The 15,080-nt window shown below is 72.0% G+C and carries 11 protein-coding genes and 1 pseudogene; 10 read left to right on the forward strand and 2 right to left on the reverse strand.

What is annotated here, in order from left to right:
- Positions 1-95: 95 nt before the first annotated feature.
- The 10 genes and pseudogenes from coaBC to AW271_RS36535 all read left to right on the forward strand — a co-directional run bounded on the left by coaBC (position 96) and on the right by AW271_RS36535 (position 13,345).
- The gene (gene coaBC / locus AW271_RS36495; protein ID WP_062342649.1) at positions 96-1,295 is read left to right on the forward strand and encodes a bifunctional phosphopantothenoylcysteine decarboxylase/phosphopantothenate--cysteine ligase CoaBC; all 1,200 of its coding nucleotides are present in this window, start codon (positions 96-98) and stop codon (positions 1,293-1,295) included.
- Positions 1,296-1,375: 80 nt separating this feature from the next.
- Complete coding sequence (locus AW271_RS36500; protein ID WP_062342747.1) at positions 1,376-1,732, forward strand: hypothetical protein; 357 nt, start codon at positions 1,376-1,378, stop codon at positions 1,730-1,732.
- Between the two features lie 90 nt (positions 1,733-1,822).
- On the forward strand, positions 1,823-3,010 hold the full coding sequence (metK, locus tag AW271_RS36505) for a methionine adenosyltransferase (protein WP_062342651.1): 1,188 nt from the start codon (positions 1,823-1,825) through the stop codon (positions 3,008-3,010).
- Between the two features lie 183 nt (positions 3,011-3,193).
- A pseudogene (locus AW271_RS41040) lies at positions 3,194-3,475 on the forward strand (primosomal protein N' family DNA-binding protein); the annotation flags it as partial.
- A 1,209-nt stretch (positions 3,476-4,684) separates the two neighbouring features.
- The gene (locus AW271_RS36510; protein WP_245653380.1) at positions 4,685-6,256 is read left to right on the forward strand and encodes a primosome assembly protein PriA; all 1,572 of its coding nucleotides are present in this window, start codon (positions 4,685-4,687) and stop codon (positions 6,254-6,256) included.
- Between the two features lie 1,172 nt (positions 6,257-7,428).
- Positions 7,429-9,114 carry a hypothetical protein gene (locus AW271_RS36515; RefSeq protein WP_062342653.1) on the forward strand — a complete coding sequence of 562 codons (1,686 nt, stop codon included), beginning with the start codon at positions 7,429-7,431 and terminating at the stop codon, positions 9,112-9,114.
- 23 nt (positions 9,115-9,137) lie between these two features.
- Positions 9,138-10,367 carry a hypothetical protein gene (locus tag AW271_RS36520; protein ID WP_245653377.1) on the forward strand — a complete coding sequence of 410 codons (1,230 nt, stop codon included), beginning with the start codon at positions 9,138-9,140 and terminating at the stop codon, positions 10,365-10,367.
- Positions 10,368-10,412: 45 nt separating this feature from the next.
- Positions 10,413-10,961: a peptide deformylase gene (gene def, locus AW271_RS36525; RefSeq protein WP_062342655.1), complete on the forward strand. Its 549-nt coding sequence runs from the start codon at positions 10,413-10,415 to the stop codon at positions 10,959-10,961.
- Positions 10,961-11,887, forward strand: coding sequence for a methionyl-tRNA formyltransferase (gene fmt, locus AW271_RS36530; protein WP_062342657.1), 927 nt, complete (start codon positions 10,961-10,963; stop codon positions 11,885-11,887). Before def ends, fmt begins: the two co-directional genes overlap by 1 nt.
- Positions 11,888-11,935: 48 nt before the next feature.
- Positions 11,936-13,345 (forward strand): RsmB/NOP family class I SAM-dependent RNA methyltransferase, encoded by a 1,410-nt coding sequence (locus tag AW271_RS36535; protein WP_062342659.1) that lies wholly within the window; start codon positions 11,936-11,938, stop codon positions 13,343-13,345.
- Here AW271_RS36535 and AW271_RS36540 read toward each other — a convergent pair.
- The gene (locus AW271_RS36540) at positions 13,326-14,114 is read right to left on the reverse strand and encodes an ABC transporter permease subunit (protein ID WP_062342661.1); all 789 of its coding nucleotides are present in this window, start codon (positions 14,112-14,114) and stop codon (positions 13,326-13,328) included. The two genes, AW271_RS36535 and AW271_RS36540, sit on opposite strands and share 20 nt — an antisense overlap.
- Positions 14,111-15,007 carry an ATP-binding cassette domain-containing protein gene (locus AW271_RS36545; RefSeq protein ID WP_062342663.1) on the reverse strand — a complete coding sequence of 299 codons (897 nt, stop codon included), beginning with the start codon at positions 15,005-15,007 and terminating at the stop codon, positions 14,111-14,113. Before AW271_RS36545 ends, AW271_RS36540 begins: the two co-directional genes overlap by 4 nt.
- Positions 15,008-15,080 lie beyond the last annotated feature (73 nt).

Below are 15,080 nucleotides of genomic sequence, written 5' to 3' on the forward strand. Positions count from 1 at the left end.
GTGGGGTGGGCGGAGCCGTAATGGAATAGAAGAAGGTTCTTGTTCTTGGGTGGGGGTGCGCGGAATGGTGGGAAGGGGGTCGGTAGGGTTTCTCTGTGGCGAATCGGGTGGTGCTGGGGGTTTCCGCGGGGATCGCGGTCTATAAGGCATGTGAACTTCTTCGGTTGTTTACCGAATCGGGGCATTCTGTCCGTGTTGTGCCTACACGGGATGCTTTGCGGTTTGTGGGGGAACCGACGTGGGCGGCGCTTTCCGGGAATCCCGTTTCCGCTGAGGTGTGGGATTCGGTGGAGGAGGTGCCGCATGTGCGGATCGGGCAGAATGCCGATCTTCTCGTCGTGGCGCCGGCGACCGCCGACATTCTCGCCAAGGCCGCTCATGGGCTGGCCTCCGATCTGCTGACCAACACGTTGCTGACCGCCCGCTGCCCTGTCGTGTTCGCGCCGGCGATGCACACCGAGATGTGGGAGCACCCGGCCACCCAGGCCAACGTCGCGACCCTGCGGGCGCGGGGGGCCATCGTGATCGAGCCCGCCGTGGGGCGGCTGACCGGGGCCGACTCCGGGAAAGGGCGGTTGCCCGATCCTTCCGCGATCTTTCAGGTCTGCCGCGCGGTTCTCGCCGGTGCGCGGGCCGATCTCGCGGGGCGGCGGGTGGTGGTGTCCGCCGGCGGGACACGCGAGGCCATCGATCCCGTTCGGTTCATCGGGAACCGGTCGTCCGGATTGCAGGGGTATGCGCTGGCGCGCGTCGCGGCCGCGCGGGGGGCCGCGGTGACGCTCGTGGCGGCCAACGTGTCACTGCCCGACCCCGCGGGAGTGGACGTCGTGCGGGTCGAGTCGGCGTTGCAGCTCAGGGACGCCGTGATCGACGCCGTAGCCGACGCCGACGCGGTGGTCATGGCGGCGGCGGTGGCGGATTTCCGGCCGGTCGCGCCTCGTCAGAGCAAGATCAAGAAGACGGGGGACGAGCCCGAGGCCATTCGTCTCACCAAGAATCCGGACATTCTGGCCGAGCTCGGGGAGCGGCGCCGGGCGGGGGAGAAGTCGCCCCGGGTGATCGTCGGGTTCGCGGCCGAGACCGACGACGTGCTGGCCAACGGGCAGGCCAAGCTGGCGCGCAAGGGCTGTGACCTGCTCGTCGTCAACCAGGTGGGGGAGAACCTCGCCTTCGGGACGCCCGACAACGCGGCCACCGTTCTGGTGGCGGGGGGCGAGCCGGTCGAAATCCCGCGCGGGCCCAAGGACGATCTCGCGGGGGTCGTCTGGGATCTGATCGCCGCACGGCTGGTGTAACGCGCGGGTTCGCGGGACAAAGAGGGAATGAGGCCCATAAAAGGCTCGTTTGGCTCTCCGGGCACATGAAGGAGATGGCCATGCCCGTGTCCGCCGCGATCCGGGAACGTTGCCGCGCCCTGCTCCCGCCGGGCGAGGACCTGCGTTACGTCTTCCCGGCCTACGCCGACGGCGGCGGCTATCTCGTCGTGGTGACCGACCGGTCGATCACCGTCCTGGCCACCAAGGTGTTCGGGCGGCACGAGCCCGCGTCGGTGTGGGCCCGCCACCCCCGGCGCACCCGGCTCGGGCCGGTCGACTTCTCGCCGGGGCCCGTCATCGAGCTCGGCGGCGTGTCGTTCGAGGTCGCCGACGAGTACGTGGCCGTCGTCGGGGCGGCCGACGCCGAGGCGTTCGCCCCGGGGGATCTCCCGAGGGATCCGCTACCCGACTTGTAACGTGAGACGGTTTCGCGGGGGTGACGGTCGTCCGGCTACACTCAGCGAAGCCATTTAGCCGTCAGCAGCCGCTGCATGAGGAGCCACGAGTTGTCCCGTCGCCTGTTCACCTCCGAGTCGGTCACCGAGGGCCACCCCGACAAGATCGCCGACCAGATCAGTGACGCGATCCTCGACGCCATGCTCAAGGACGACCCCAAGAGCCGTGTCGCCGTCGAGACGATGATCACCACCGGCCAGGTCCACGTCGCCGGTGAGGTGACGACGGAGACCTACGTCGACATTCCCGGCGTCATCCGCGAGAAGATCCTCGAGATCGGCTACGACGCCTCCCACAAGGGGTTCGACGGCGCCTCCTGCGGCGTCTCGGTCTCCATCGGCGCCCAGTCGCCCGACATCGCGCAGGGCGTCGACGACGCCATCGAGCACCGCGAGGAGCAGCAGGCCGACGACCTCGACCGCCAGGGCGCGGGCGACCAGGGCCTCATGTTCGGCTACGCCTGCCGCGAGACCCCCGAGCTGATGCCGCTGCCGATCACGCTGGCCCACCGCATGGCCCGCCGCCTGTCGGAGGTCCGCAAGAACGGCACCGTCCCCTACCTGCGCCCCGACGGCAAGACCCAGGTCACCATCGAGTACGACGGCGACAAGCCCGTCCGCCTCGACACCGTCGTCGTGTCGACCCAGCACGCTCCCGAGATCGACCTCAAGGAGATGCTGACCCCCGACATCCGCGAGCACGTCGTCGAGCCGATCCTGGCCGACCTCGACATCGTGGTCGAGGGCTACCGCCTGCTGGTCAACCCGACCGGCCGCTTCGAGATCGGCGGCCCCATGGGCGACGCCGGCCTCACCGGCCGCAAGATCATCGTCGACACCTACGGCGGCATGGCCCGCCACGGCGGCGGCGCCTTCTCGGGCAAGGACCCGTCGAAGGTCGACCGCTCGGCCGCCTACGCCATGCGCTGGGTCGCCAAGAACATCGTCGCCGCCGGCCTCGCCGACCGCGCCGAGGTCCAGGTCGCCTACGCCATCGGCAAGGCCCAGCCCGTCGGCGTCTTCGTCGAGACCTTCGGCACCGAGACCGTCGAGATCGCCGCCATCCAGGCCGCCGTGCTCCAGGTCTTCGACCTGCGCCCGGCCGCGATCATCCGCGACCTCGACCTGCTCCGCCCGATCTACTCCGAGACCGCCGCCTACGGCCACTTCGGCCGCGACGGCTTCTCCTGGGAGTCGACCGACCGCGCCGGCGCGCTGCGCGCCGCCGCCGGTCTGTAGTTTTCCCCAGATCCCCGGGCTCCGGCCCGGGGATCTTTTGGTTGCTGCTAGGACTTGGGCCTTGTGAGCGAGGGTTCGCAGGAGGCGCTGATCGCGCTTCCCTCCGACGCGACCTCCCCGGCAGCCCGAGGGAGGGCCGCAGGCGCGCCCGCACCCGCCCCGCACCTTCCGGTGGCGCGTGTCGTGGTCGACAACCCGCTGCCGCACCTGGATCGGCCCTTCGACTATCTCGTTCCCGTGGCGCTCGACGACGTCGCCCTGCCCGGGGTGCGGGTGCGGGTGCGGTTCGCCGGGAAGCTGACCGATGCGTTTCTGCTGGAGCGGGTGGAGTCCAGCGCGCATCAGGGGGCGTTGCTCTTCCTTGAGCGGGTGATCTCGGCTGAGCGGGTGCTGACGGCGGAGATCTCCGCTCTGGCGCGGGCGGTGGCCGACCGGTATGCGGGGACGTTGTCCGACGTGCTGCGGCTGGCGATCCCGCCGCGACACGCGCGGGCGGAGGCGGCGGCGGTGTCCCGGCGGGGGGTGTCGGCGACTCTTCGGCCTGGTGACGGCGGGGGGGCTGGGGGCGCGAATCTTGAAATTTCCGGCGGCGTGGGGTCTTCGCGGCAGGGGGGCGCGGGTTCCGAGGGGTCGTCGGGCGGGACGAATGCCGAAATTTCTGGTGGTGCGGCGGTTGCGGCGTCTTTGCCGGATGGGGATCGGTCGGCGGGTGGGCCGATTCCTGGCCGGGCAGATGGAGTGTCTTCCCCAGAGGGGAATGCGGGCCGGGGGTCGTCTGGCGGGGTGATACCCGTAACTTCTGGCGGTCCTGCGGATGTGGCGTCTTTGCCGCCGGGTCATGAGGGGCCGGGGGGTGGACCGAGTCCCGAGTTGGTCGGTGGTCAGGCAGACCAGGTGTCTTCGCCGGAGGGGAGTGCGGGTCAGGGGTCGTCTCGCGGGGTGAATCCCGTAATCTCTGGCGGTCCTGCGGATGTGGCGTCTTTGCCGGGTCGGGATCGGCTGCCGGGTGGGCCGAGTCCTGAAATATCGGGCGGCCGGGCGGATGCGGTGTCTTCGCTGCAGGGGAACGCGGGACAGAGCGGGGCGTGGGGCACGGCGAATCCCGAAATTTCTGGCGGTGCCGCGGTTGCGGGGTCTTTGCCGGGTCAGGAGGGGTCGGCGGGTGTGCCGAGCCTCCAGGTGTCCGGCAGCCGCGCAGATGTGGCGTCTTCGCCGCGGGGGGACGCGGGTCAGGGCTCGTGGGGCGGGGCGAATTCTGAGACGTCTGGCGGTCCTGTGCATGTGGCGTCTTCGTCGGATGAGGATGCGGGTCACAGGCGGCCATCGGGCGGATCGGGCGGGTCTGGCGGGTCTGGCGGGTCTGGCGGGGGAAATCCGCTGACTTCTGGCGGTCGCGCGGTCGCGGCGTCTACGCCGCATGGGGGTGAGGTTCGCTTGCGGCCCTCGGCCGGGGCGGTTGAGGCGCATTCTGAGAATTCCGGCGACCGTGCGGTTGCGGCATCTTCGCCGCTGGGGGAGGCGGGTCGCGAGTGGCCGTCGCCTGGGTCGGTTAGGGCGAGTCACGTGACTTCCGGTGGTCCCGGAGATGAGACTTCCTCGCCCCCGGGGGAGGCGGGCCGGGAATGGTCGTCGGCCGGGGCGAATCCTGATATTTCCGGTGGGCCTGCCGACGGGGTGTCCTCGCCGCAGGAAGACACGAGTCATGACTGGAGCAGCGGCTACTGGGCTGCCTATCCCGCCGGGCCCGCATTCCTCGCCGCGCTTCACGAAGGGCGGGCGGTCCGGGCCGTCTGGACGGCGTTGCCCGGCGGGCCGCCCAGCTGGCCGCAGGCCGTGGCCGAGGCCGTTGCCGCCACCGTGGCCGCCGGGCGGGGGGCCGTGGTGGTGGTTCCCGATGGCAAGGACGTCGCCATGGTCGACGCCGCGCTCGCCGACGTCCCGCACGTCGCCATCACCGCCGATCTCGGGCCCGCCGAGCGTTATCGACGGTGGCTCAAGGTGCTGCGCGGGGAGGTCGGGGTCGCCGTCGGCAACCGGGCCGTGGCGTTCGCGCCGGTGCGGGAACTGGGGCTCGCGGTGCTCTGGGACGACGGGGACGATCTGCACTCCGAGCGGCTGGCGCCCTACCCGCACGCCCGGGAGGTCCTGGCGACGCGGGTGCACGCGGCCGGGGCGGCGATGCTGATCGGAGGGTACGCGCGTACCGCCGAAGGGACACGGCTGATCGCCACCGGGTGGGCGAAACCGTTGACCGCCGCCCGCGATGACGTCCGGCGGCGGGCGCCCCGGGTGCGGGCGGCCGGGGACGACGCCGAGCTGCACCGCGACGAGGCGGCCCGGGCGGCCCGGTTGCCGAGTGTCGCCTGGCGGGCGCTCAAAGGGGGGCTGGAGAGCGGGCCGGTGCTCGTGCAGGTGCCTCGGCGGGGATATCTCCCGGCGTTGAATTGTCAGTCTTGTCGCACGCGGGCGCAGTGTTCGGCCTGCTCCGGGCCGCTGGCGCTGACCAACGGGCATGCGGCGCCCTACTGCCGCTGGTGCGGCCGGATCGCCGGAGACTGGCGGTGCCCCAACTGCGGGTCTCCCCGGCTGCGAGCGGCTGTCGTGGGAGCGCGCAGGACGGCCGAGGAGCTGGGGCGGGCGTTCCCGTCGACGCGGGTCACCACGTCGGGGCGCGACGGGGTGCTCGCGTCGGTGCCCGACGCGCCGGCCCTCGTGGTGGCCACTCCCGGCGCCGAGCCGGTCGCCGAAAACGGTTACGCGGCCGCCGCGCTGCTCGACGGGTGGGCGATGCTCAGCAGGCCCGATCTGCGGGCCGCCGAGGAGGCGCTGCGCAGGTGGCTGAACGCCGCCGCGCTCGTGCGGCCCGGCGGGGAGGTGGTCGTGCTCGCCGACGCGCAGGCGCCGGTCACCCAGGCGCTGGTCCGGTGGGATCCCGTCACGCACGCCGAGCGCGAGCTCCGCGACCGCGCCGAACTCGGGTTCCCGCCCGTCACTCAGGTCGGTACGCTCACCGGGCCCCCTTCGGCGATCCGCGAGATGCTCGGGCTGGTGACCCTTCCGGAAGGTGTCGAGGTGCTGGGGCCGGTGCCGGTGGGGCGGACCGGCGAGGAGCGGGCCGTGCTCAGGGCGGCGCGGTCGCGGGGGGCCGAACTGGTCAGAGTCCTCAAGGGCGCGGCCGGGATCAGGTCGGCGCGCAAGGCCGCCGACGTCGTGAGGATCGACATCGATCCGCTCGATCTGCTGTGATCACACCTGAATCCCGAGGGGTGAAGACCCGCTGAGGTCGGCGCGTCAGGGGGCGACGACTCGTATGTGGTCCCGCGTTCGAGGGAGCGAAGGGGCGAGGACTTGGTGTGAGCACCGCCTCTCAAGGGAGGAGGACTTGCTGTGAGCACCGCGTCTCAGGGGGCGACGATTGGTATGTGGTGCCGCCTTGCAGGGGCGGGGACTGCTGTGAGCACCGCGCCTCAAGGGGCGAGGACTCGCTATGAGCACGCGTCTCAAGGGGCGACGACTCGCATGTAGTCCCGCGTCTCAAGGGGCGACGACTCGCATGTAGTCCCGCGTCTCAAGGGCTCGCTGTGATCATCGTGTTCTGAGCGTCGAAGACTTGCATGTGGTCACCGCGAACCCGAGAGTCGAAGACCTCCGACGAAGGCGTTCGCCGGTGCGGTCGGGGCTTTACGGAAGTGGCATCTCCAGTTTCTGCGGAAGCAGAGTGTCGTCGCGCTGCCAAGAAGGCGTTTCCTTTCTTGTTTGCGCCGCCAAGGTTCCAGTTCTAATCGGGACAAAGGAATGTCGCTGGTGGCGTTTCTGCGGGTTTGCGCACCCGGGAGCGCGTCATCAACTCCCGCAGGAGCGGATCCCACACGTACCGGTCGGCGGCCCTCCTATGCCGACAGGCACCCGATCGGCAGGAGACGTTCTCCGTGCAAGCGGAGGCTTGTCCTCACCTGCTGCCGGGCAGAGGCCCGCTGACCGAGGCCGGCCTCGCCTGGCTCTCGGGCAGTCCGGCCGGGGTGTTCGCCCTGGGGAAGCAAGCGAGAATCCCACAGCGGAAACGTCCCGGCCCCGAAAGCCGAGTCATCCGGCTTGGGGACCCTGCGTGATGCCGGCCTGTTTTACGGCGTGCCGATAATTGACTCGGTGATTGGCTTCGAGTCACGTCAGGGAGCTCGGCACGAGGAAGGAAAGAGCACGATTTCGTGAAGCGCGGTCGCCGGGATATGCGGCCGAGGGGAGCGGAGCCTTTCCCGGGAGCGCGAGGGACGAGGCCCTTCGCCGAGGCCGCCAGAGCGAAAGCGACCCCTGGGCGGCGGTGGACCAGGGAAGCGGGAGAGCCTTCGCGGTGAGGGGTTCCGGGGGTCGTCCGCACCGGTGAATTCGCGATGCGGTCAGTAACCCGTTAGCGTCTCCCTGTGTCGATCGAATGGGTGAACCGGGCCATCGATGGCCTGCGCGTGTGGGGGCACGAGAACGGCGTCACGCCCGATGTCGATGAGATCAGGCTGCTGTGCGACTACGCGAGTGACTACCTGGAGGTCGGGGCGCCGGGGGATTTCCGGCCCGCCACTTTCGAGGAACTGCTGCTGGAGATCTATCCACGCAAGGTGATCACCCCGCCCGACAGCGCGCCGGGAACCGTCGCGGCCGCCCACTCGCTCGTCGACTTCCTGGCCGCGACCGGCGAGGTCGACGATACGACCGCCGCCGAGATGCGGGGCACGCTCGACCGGGTGGGGCCGCTGATGCCGGCCGCGCTGGCCGACTCGTCCAAGTTCGGCATGGCCAAGAGCATTTTCAGCGTCATCGGGGCCGACACCTTCGAGCTCATCGAGCCGGGGGTCGACGACGCCGCGCCGCGCCTCGGGCAGGGGCGCAGCCTCACCCTCGACGAAGACTGCGACTGCCCCGGCTGCGCGCCGCTGCCGCCGGTGCGGCTGGCCGCGCCGGGTGAGGTCGCCAAGCTGGTGCGCGAGGTGCCGCTGCTGCGCGACGCCCACACCGTCGTGGCCTGGATGGTCGGCAGCGGGGCCACCGCGACCACCCGCAAGGCGCTGCGGGTCAAAGACGCCAAGGTGCTCGCCGGGCGCGGGGTGGCGCGGCCGGCCGCCGCCTGGGGGCTGGCGCTGGAGCTCGGGCTCGCCGAGCTCGACGGCGTCCAGGTCAGCGCCGAGGCCGGGTTCCGGCCGCTGGAGGAGCGGGCCGACGAAGACGTGCTCGACCTCTGGGTCGGGCTGGTCGAGTTCCTGGGCGAAGACCGGGGCGAGGTCACCGGGTCGGCGGTGGTCGACAAGGAGGTCTACGCCATCCACGACCTGCTCTACCGGCTCCAGGTCCCGGTCCCGGTCGAGGCGGTGGGCGACTATCTCAGCGAGGTGGCCGACGACGGGCCGGTGGGCGACCTGACCGAGGCGCTCGAAGGGCTCGCCGCCGCCGGCACCGTCGCCGTCACGTCCGAGGGGCTGGTGCTGACCCCCCACGGGATGTGGGGGATCCGCGAGATGTACGCCGAACTCGGCCTCGACGCGCCCATCGCGCCCGACCTGGCCGAGGGCGACGCGAGCGGGCTCATCGCGGGGCTGCTGTCCGATGGGATCTCGCCCGAGGCGGCCGAGCCCGACATCGTCCGGTGGCTGGGCGCGCGGTCGCCCGCAGAGGCCGCCGGGGAGCTGCTCGAAGCGGTCGTCGGCGCGCCCGCCGAGGTGCGCGGGGTGGCCGTCACGATCGTCGACCGGCTGGGGTTCGAGGCCGAGCCCGCCGTCCGGCGGTACCTGTCCGACCAGGAGCTGCGGCCCCACGTCATCCACTGGTTGTCGGCCCGCCGGCTGGGCGCGCCGCCGATGACCGACGACGAGATGCTCTGGGTCAGCGTCGACATGCTGGCGCTGGCGATCCCGGCGGCCGAGGCCGATCCCGAGTCGTTCGCCGAGAACATGGCCGCCTCCGGGCCGTCGCCCGAGGTGATCGAGGACATGTGGAAGGTGGAGCACCCCGACGTCGTGCAGGTGCTTGAATTGCTCGGGCACACCCTGCCTGACCGCAACGCCGCCAAGGCCGCCAGGAAGGCCGCCTTCAAGGCTCGTTCGCGGGGTATCAGGTAACCAGTGTGGAGTAAGTTGCAGGAATGCCAGGTTCAGCGATCCTCGACAGCGACGTGCTCACCTTCCCGCCGGTGGAGCTGGCGCTCGACGACGAGCTCGCCGCTCAGGTGCGGGCGGTCCCCCTGGTGCGCGACGCGGCCCGCCTCGCCGTCTGGACCGGCACCCGCCCCGTCGCCGACGATCACAACCTCCTGCCGGGCGACGCCGCGCAGGTCGTCCACGACCTCGGCCTGAAGGCCGACCGGCTGCGGCTGCTGTGGATCGTGGCGGTCAACGGCCGCCTCGTCGAGATCACCCCCGAGGGCGCCCGTCCGGGGCCCGGGGTTCGCGACACGATGGAGTTCTGGGACGGCGTCGTCATGGACGTGCTCGACCGGACCGACGAGCAGGGCCTGACCGGCTCGGCCGTCGTCGACGAGCACCTGACCGAGATCCTGGCGACGATGTACTCCGTGCGCGAGGGCATGGCGGTGCCGCTGCTGACGACCGGCATCCTGCAGGCCCACGAGGTCGGCTGCGAGGCCGGGCTCCAGGAGCTGCGAAGGCTGCGCCTGGCACTGCCCGCCGAGCTCGCCGCCGCGATGGAGCTGCTGGCCTACTGCGGGCTGATCGAACCGGCGGGGGCCGACTCGGTGCGGCTCACCCCGATCGGCGTGTGGGCGGTCCGCCGCGACCTGCTGCGTGAGGGCCACGACGCCCCCTCGCTGAGCGAGATCGAGGGCCTGGCCCTGCTGACCGCCGGCGAGCTCGTCGACGCCCTGATCGCCGGCAAGGCGTCGGCCAGCGCGGCGAGCCTGTGGCTGGAGCGGCGGGCGCCCGAGGAGGCGGCCCGCGACCTCATCAAGATCGCCGCGACCGGCAACGCCGCCCAGCGCGGCACCGCCGGCACCGTCCTGGAGGAGCTCGGCCCCGAGGCCGCCCCGGCCGTGCGCGAGGCGCTCGACGAGCCGCTGATGTGGCGCTACGCCGCCGCCTGGCTGGGCGTGCGCGACTTCGACGCCCCGGCCCTCGGCGAGGCCGACGGCGCGTGGGTGGCCGTCGACACCCTGGCCGCCCTGCTCTACCTGGGCGCCCCGGCCAAGGGCGGCGACCTCGACGTGCTCGGCGACGACCTGCTCAGCCTGGTGCCCGTCATGGGCGCGGCCGACCACCCCGACGCTCTGGCCGTGCTCGAACTGCTCGGCAAGAACCACCCCGACGTCGTGGTCGCCAAGGCCGCCCGCAAGGCGGCGATGAAGACCCGGTCGCGCTGAGAGCGCCCTTAAACTGGGCTGATCCCTAGTCCAAGGAGCCTTCTGGTGGCAGTTCAGCCGATCCGCCTGTTCGGCGACCCCGTGTTGCGCACTCCGGCGGAGCCGGTGAAGACCTTCGACAAGGAACTGCGCAAGCTGGTCAAAGACCTGACCGACACGATGATGGACGCCCCGGGCGCGGGCCTGGCCGCCCCGCAGATCGGCGTCGGGCTCCGCGTCTTCACCTACAACATCGACGACGTGGTCGGCCACCTGGTGAACCCGGTCCTCGACCTGGGCGAGGAGTGCGACGAGGAGGGCGAGGAGGGCTGCCTGTCCTTCCCCGGCCTGGCCTTCCCGACCCCGCGCGCCATCCGCGCGGTCGCCAAGGGCTTCAACATGCACGGCGACCCGGTCACGATCGAGGGCACCGACCTGATGGCGCGCTGCCTGCAGCACGAGACCGACCACCTCGACGGCATCCTGTTCATCGACCGCATGGACCAACGGCAGCGCAAGGCCGCCATGAAGGCGGTCCGCGAGGCCGAGTGGAGCGGCCTGTCCGCCCCGGTCGTGCGGTTCTCGCCCCACGCCACCGGCGGGAGGGCCATCTAGTGCGTCTCGTCTTCGCGGGCACCCCCGAGACCGCGCTCCCGTCGCTGCGGGCCCTGCTGGCCTCCCGCCACGAGGTGGCGGCCGTGGTGACCCGGCCCGACGCCCAGTCGGGGCGGGGCCGGCAGTTCCATCCCAGCCCGGTCGCCGAGCTCGCCGCCGAGGCGGGCGTCGAGGTGCTGAAGCCCGCGAAGGCCGGCGACCCGGCGTTCCTCGACCGGCTGCGCGAGATCGCGCCCGACTGCTGCCCGGTGGTCGCCTACGGCGCGCTGCTGCCGCAGGCCGCGCTCGACATCCCGGCCCACGGCTGGGTCAACCTGCACTTCTCGCTGCTGCCGGCCTGGCGCGGCGCGGCCCCCGTCCAGCACTCCGTGCTGCACGGCGACGAGATCACCGGAGCGGCCACCTTCCGGATCGTCAAGGAGCTCGACGCCGGTCCGGTGTTCGGCGTGGTCACCGAGGAGATCCGGCCCTCCGACACGAGCGGCGAGCTGCTGGCGCGGCTGGCCGAGTCGGGCGCGGGCCTGCTGGCCGCCACGATCGACGGCATCGCCGACGGCTCCCTCGAAGCGCGTCCGCAGCCCGCCGAGGGCGTCAGCCTGGCGCCCAAGATCCAGGTCGACGACGCCCGGGTCGACTGGGCCGCCCCGGCCCTGCGCGTCGACCGGCTGATCCGGGCCTGCACGCCCAACCCCGGCGCCTGGACCGAGTTCCGGGGGCAGCGGCTGAAGCTGGGGAGAGTCGAAAAGGCTCCTGACGCCGAGAAGCTGGCGCCGGGCGAGATCCGCGTCCAGAAGAACCGCGTCTGGGTCGGCACGGCCAGTCACCCCGTGCTCCTCGGGGAGGTGCGGGCCGAGGGGAAGAAGCCCATGGCGGCGGGCGATTGGGCCCGCGGTGCCCGAATCGGGGAAGGCGACCACCTCAGCTGAGCTACCCTGAATGATCGCTCGCCACCACCAACCAAAGGCAACCGCCAGATGACGAACCGGGGCAACAACCCCTCAGGACGGGCCCGCTCCACCGGTCGGCGCGGCGGCCCTCCGAGGCCCCCCAAGCCCGTCCGTGACGAGGCGAGAAACGCGGCGTACGACCTGATGAGGGCCGTCGACGAGCGCGACGCCTACGCGAACCTGCTGCTGCCGCAGATGTTGCGGCAGCGTGACATCACCGGCCGCGACGCCGCCCTCGCGACCGAGCTGGCCTACGGCACCCTGCGGGGTCTGGGCACCTACGACGAGGTGATCGCCGCCTGCAGCGACCGCCCGCCGGAGGAGATCGACCCGCCGCTCCTCGACGCCATGCGCCTGGGCGTCCACCAGCTGCTGCGCACCCGCATCCCGGCCCACGCCGCCGTCTCGGCCACGATCGACCTGGTCCGGCTGCGGGTCGGCCAGGGGCCGTCGCGGTTCGCCAACGCGATCCTGCGCAAGGTCAGCCAGCGTTCGCTCGACGAGTGGCTGAAGGCCGTCGCGCCGCCGGTCGAAGACGACCCGGTCGGCCACCTGGCGATCACCTACAGCCACCCGAAGTGGATCGTCACCGCCCTGCGCGACGCCGTCGGCGGGTCGATCGACGAGACCGCCAAGGCGCTTGAGGCCGACAACGAGCGGCCCCGGGTGGCCCTGGTGGCGCGGCCGGGCCGGGCCACGATCGACGAGCTCGTTGACGCCGGGGCCGAGCCCGCGCCCTACTCGCCCTACGGCGCCTACCTGGTCGACGGCGACCCCGGCCGGCTCAAGGCCGTCGGCGAGGCCCGCGCGGCGGTGCAAGACGAGGCGAGCCAGCTCGTCGCCCTCGCGCTGACCCGGGTGCCGCTCGACGACCGCGACGGCACCTGGCTCGACATGTGCGCCGGCCCCGGCGGCAAGGCGGGCCTGCTCGACGCGGTGGCCGCGCAGACGGGCGCCCGGCTGCTCGCGGGCGACTCGCAGGAGCACCGGGCCCGGCTGGTCTGGCAGGCGACCAAGGAGGCCGCCGTCGTGGTGGCCGACGGCACCCGTCCGCCGTGGCGGGAGGGCGTGTTCGACCGGGTCATGCTCGACGCGCCGTGCACCGGCCTGGGGGCGCTGCGCCGCCGTCCGGAGGCGCGGTGGCGGCGTGACCCGCGCGGCATCCCCGAGCTGACCGCGCTCCAGCGGGCGCTGCTCAGGGAGGCGCTGCGGGCGGTGCGTCCCGGCGGCGTGGTCGCCTACGTGACCTGCTCGCCCCACATCGCCGAGACCCGCGCCGTCGTCGGCGACATGGGCGACCTGGCCGAGACCCTCGACGCCCGCGCCTACCTGCCCGAGGTCCCGGGGCTCGGCGACGGCCCCTACGTCCAGTTCTGGCCGCACCGCCACGGCACCGACGCGATGTTCCTGGCGCTGCTCAGACGTCGCGCCGCCTGAACAGGACGAACGCGACCACGAGCACCAGGGCCGTGTAGCCCGCGAAGACGCCGAACCCCTGCCACGGCGGCAGGGTGACCGGCGTCTCGCGGGTGGTCAGAATGGCGCTCCCGGCGGCCGGGGGCAGGAACTTCTGCACGGTGCGCCCCCAGTCCTCCGGCAGGAACACCCCGAAGATCGGCGCGACGAACAGCACCCCGAGCACCGACGTGATCGCCCCGGCGGTGTGCCGCACGATCGCCCCCGCGCCGAGCGAGATCAGCGCGATCAGCGTGAGGTAGAGCCCGCCGCCGGTGACCGCCCGCAGCACCTCGGGGTCGCCGATCCCGGCCCCGAGCCGCCGCATCGAGAAGACCGCCTGCGAGGCGAAGAACGCCGCGAACGACGAGATCAGCCCCACGGCCAGCGCGACCGCGGCCAGCACCACGGCCTTGGCGGCCAGCAGCCGCGACCGGCGCGGCACGGCCGACAACGAGGTCCGCACGAGGCCCGAGGAGAACTCGGTCGACACCACCAGCACCCCGAGCACGCCCAGGGTGATCACCCCGAAGTTCAGCCCGGCCAGCCCGTAGGCGACCGGGTCGAAGGCCAGCCGGGCCCGGAAGCCGAGCCGGTCGTACGACAGCGTGTACGCCAGCGTCAGCAGCGACGAGAGCCCCACGGTCACCACGACGGTGGCGAACATGCTCCACCACGTCGACCGCACGGTCCAGATCTTGATCCACTCCCCGGCCACGGCTCCCGCGAAGCCGGCCCGCCGGAGGGTCATCCACCGCCCCCGTGATACTCGACGCTGTCGGCGGTCAGGCGCATGAACGCCTCCTCCAGCGACGGGTGGACGGGTGACAACTCGTGCACCCGGATCCCGTTCCGGTAGGCGAGGTCGCCGACGTCGGCGGGCGTCACCCCGTACACGAGCAGGGCGTCGTCGGCGGGACGGGCCCGCCAGTCCTCGGCGGCGACGGCCCGGACGAGGGCCGCCAGGTCGGGGGAGCGCACCCGCACGTGGCTGGCGGGGATGAAGTCGGCCATCGGGGTGTCGGCCAGGATCCGGCCCCGGCCGATCACGATCAGGTGCCCGGCGGTCAGCGCCATCTCCGCCATCAGGTGGCTGGAGACGAACACGGTCCGGCCCTCGGCGGCCAGCGACTGCATCAGCCGCCGGATCCACAGGATGCCCTCGGGGTCGAGCCCGTTGACCGGCTCGTCGAACATCAGGATCGCGGGGTCGCCGAGCAGGGCGGCGGCGATGCCGAGCCGCTGGCCCATGCCGAGCGAGTAGCTCTTGGCGCGTTTCCCGGCGACGTCGTGCAGGCCGACGATGTCGAGCACCTCGCGCACCCGGCGTTTGGGGATGCCGTTGGTGCGGGCCAGGAAGCGCAGGTGGTCGTGGGCCGACCGGCCGCCGTGCCACGCCTTGGCCTCCAGCAGGGCGCCGACCTCGCGCAGCGGCACGGGCAGGTCGCGGTAGCGGCGGCCGTTGACGGTGACCGAGCCGGCGGTGGCCCGGTCGAGGTCGAGGATCAGCCGCATCGCGGTCGACTTGCCCGCGCCGTTCGGGCCGAGGAAACCCGTCACCACACCCGGCCGGACCGTGAAGTCGGCGTGATCGAGGGCGGTCCTCCCGCCGTAGACCTTGGTCAGGCCGGCTGCGCTGATCATGGTTCGAGGCTAGTTTGCGCAGATCATCCACAGGTTCATGAGGGGACAAAACCTTGCCGCGTAGACTGCGGCG

It is taken from the genome of Herbidospora sakaeratensis (assembly GCF_001570525.1).
GTDB classification, from domain to species: Bacteria; Actinomycetota; Actinomycetes; order Streptosporangiales; family Streptosporangiaceae; genus Herbidospora; species Herbidospora sakaeratensis.

Coding starts and splice junctions, on each gene's coding strand:
- AW271_RS36520 (WP_245653377.1), top strand. CDS start 9,138: ATGCCAGGTTCAGCGATCCTCGACAGCGACGTGCTCACCTTCCCGCCG.
- AW271_RS36535 (WP_062342659.1), top strand. CDS start 11,936: ATGACGAACCGGGGCAACAACCCCTCAGGACGGGCCCGCTCCACCGGT.
- AW271_RS36545 (WP_062342663.1), bottom strand. CDS start 15,007: ATGATCAGCGCAGCCGGCCTGACCAAGGTCTACGGCGGGAGGACCGCC.
- AW271_RS36540 (WP_062342661.1), bottom strand. CDS start 14,114: ATGACCCTCCGGCGGGCCGGCTTCGCGGGAGCCGTGGCCGGGGAGTGG.
- AW271_RS36500 (WP_062342747.1), top strand. CDS start 1,376: ATGCCCGTGTCCGCCGCGATCCGGGAACGTTGCCGCGCCCTGCTCCCG.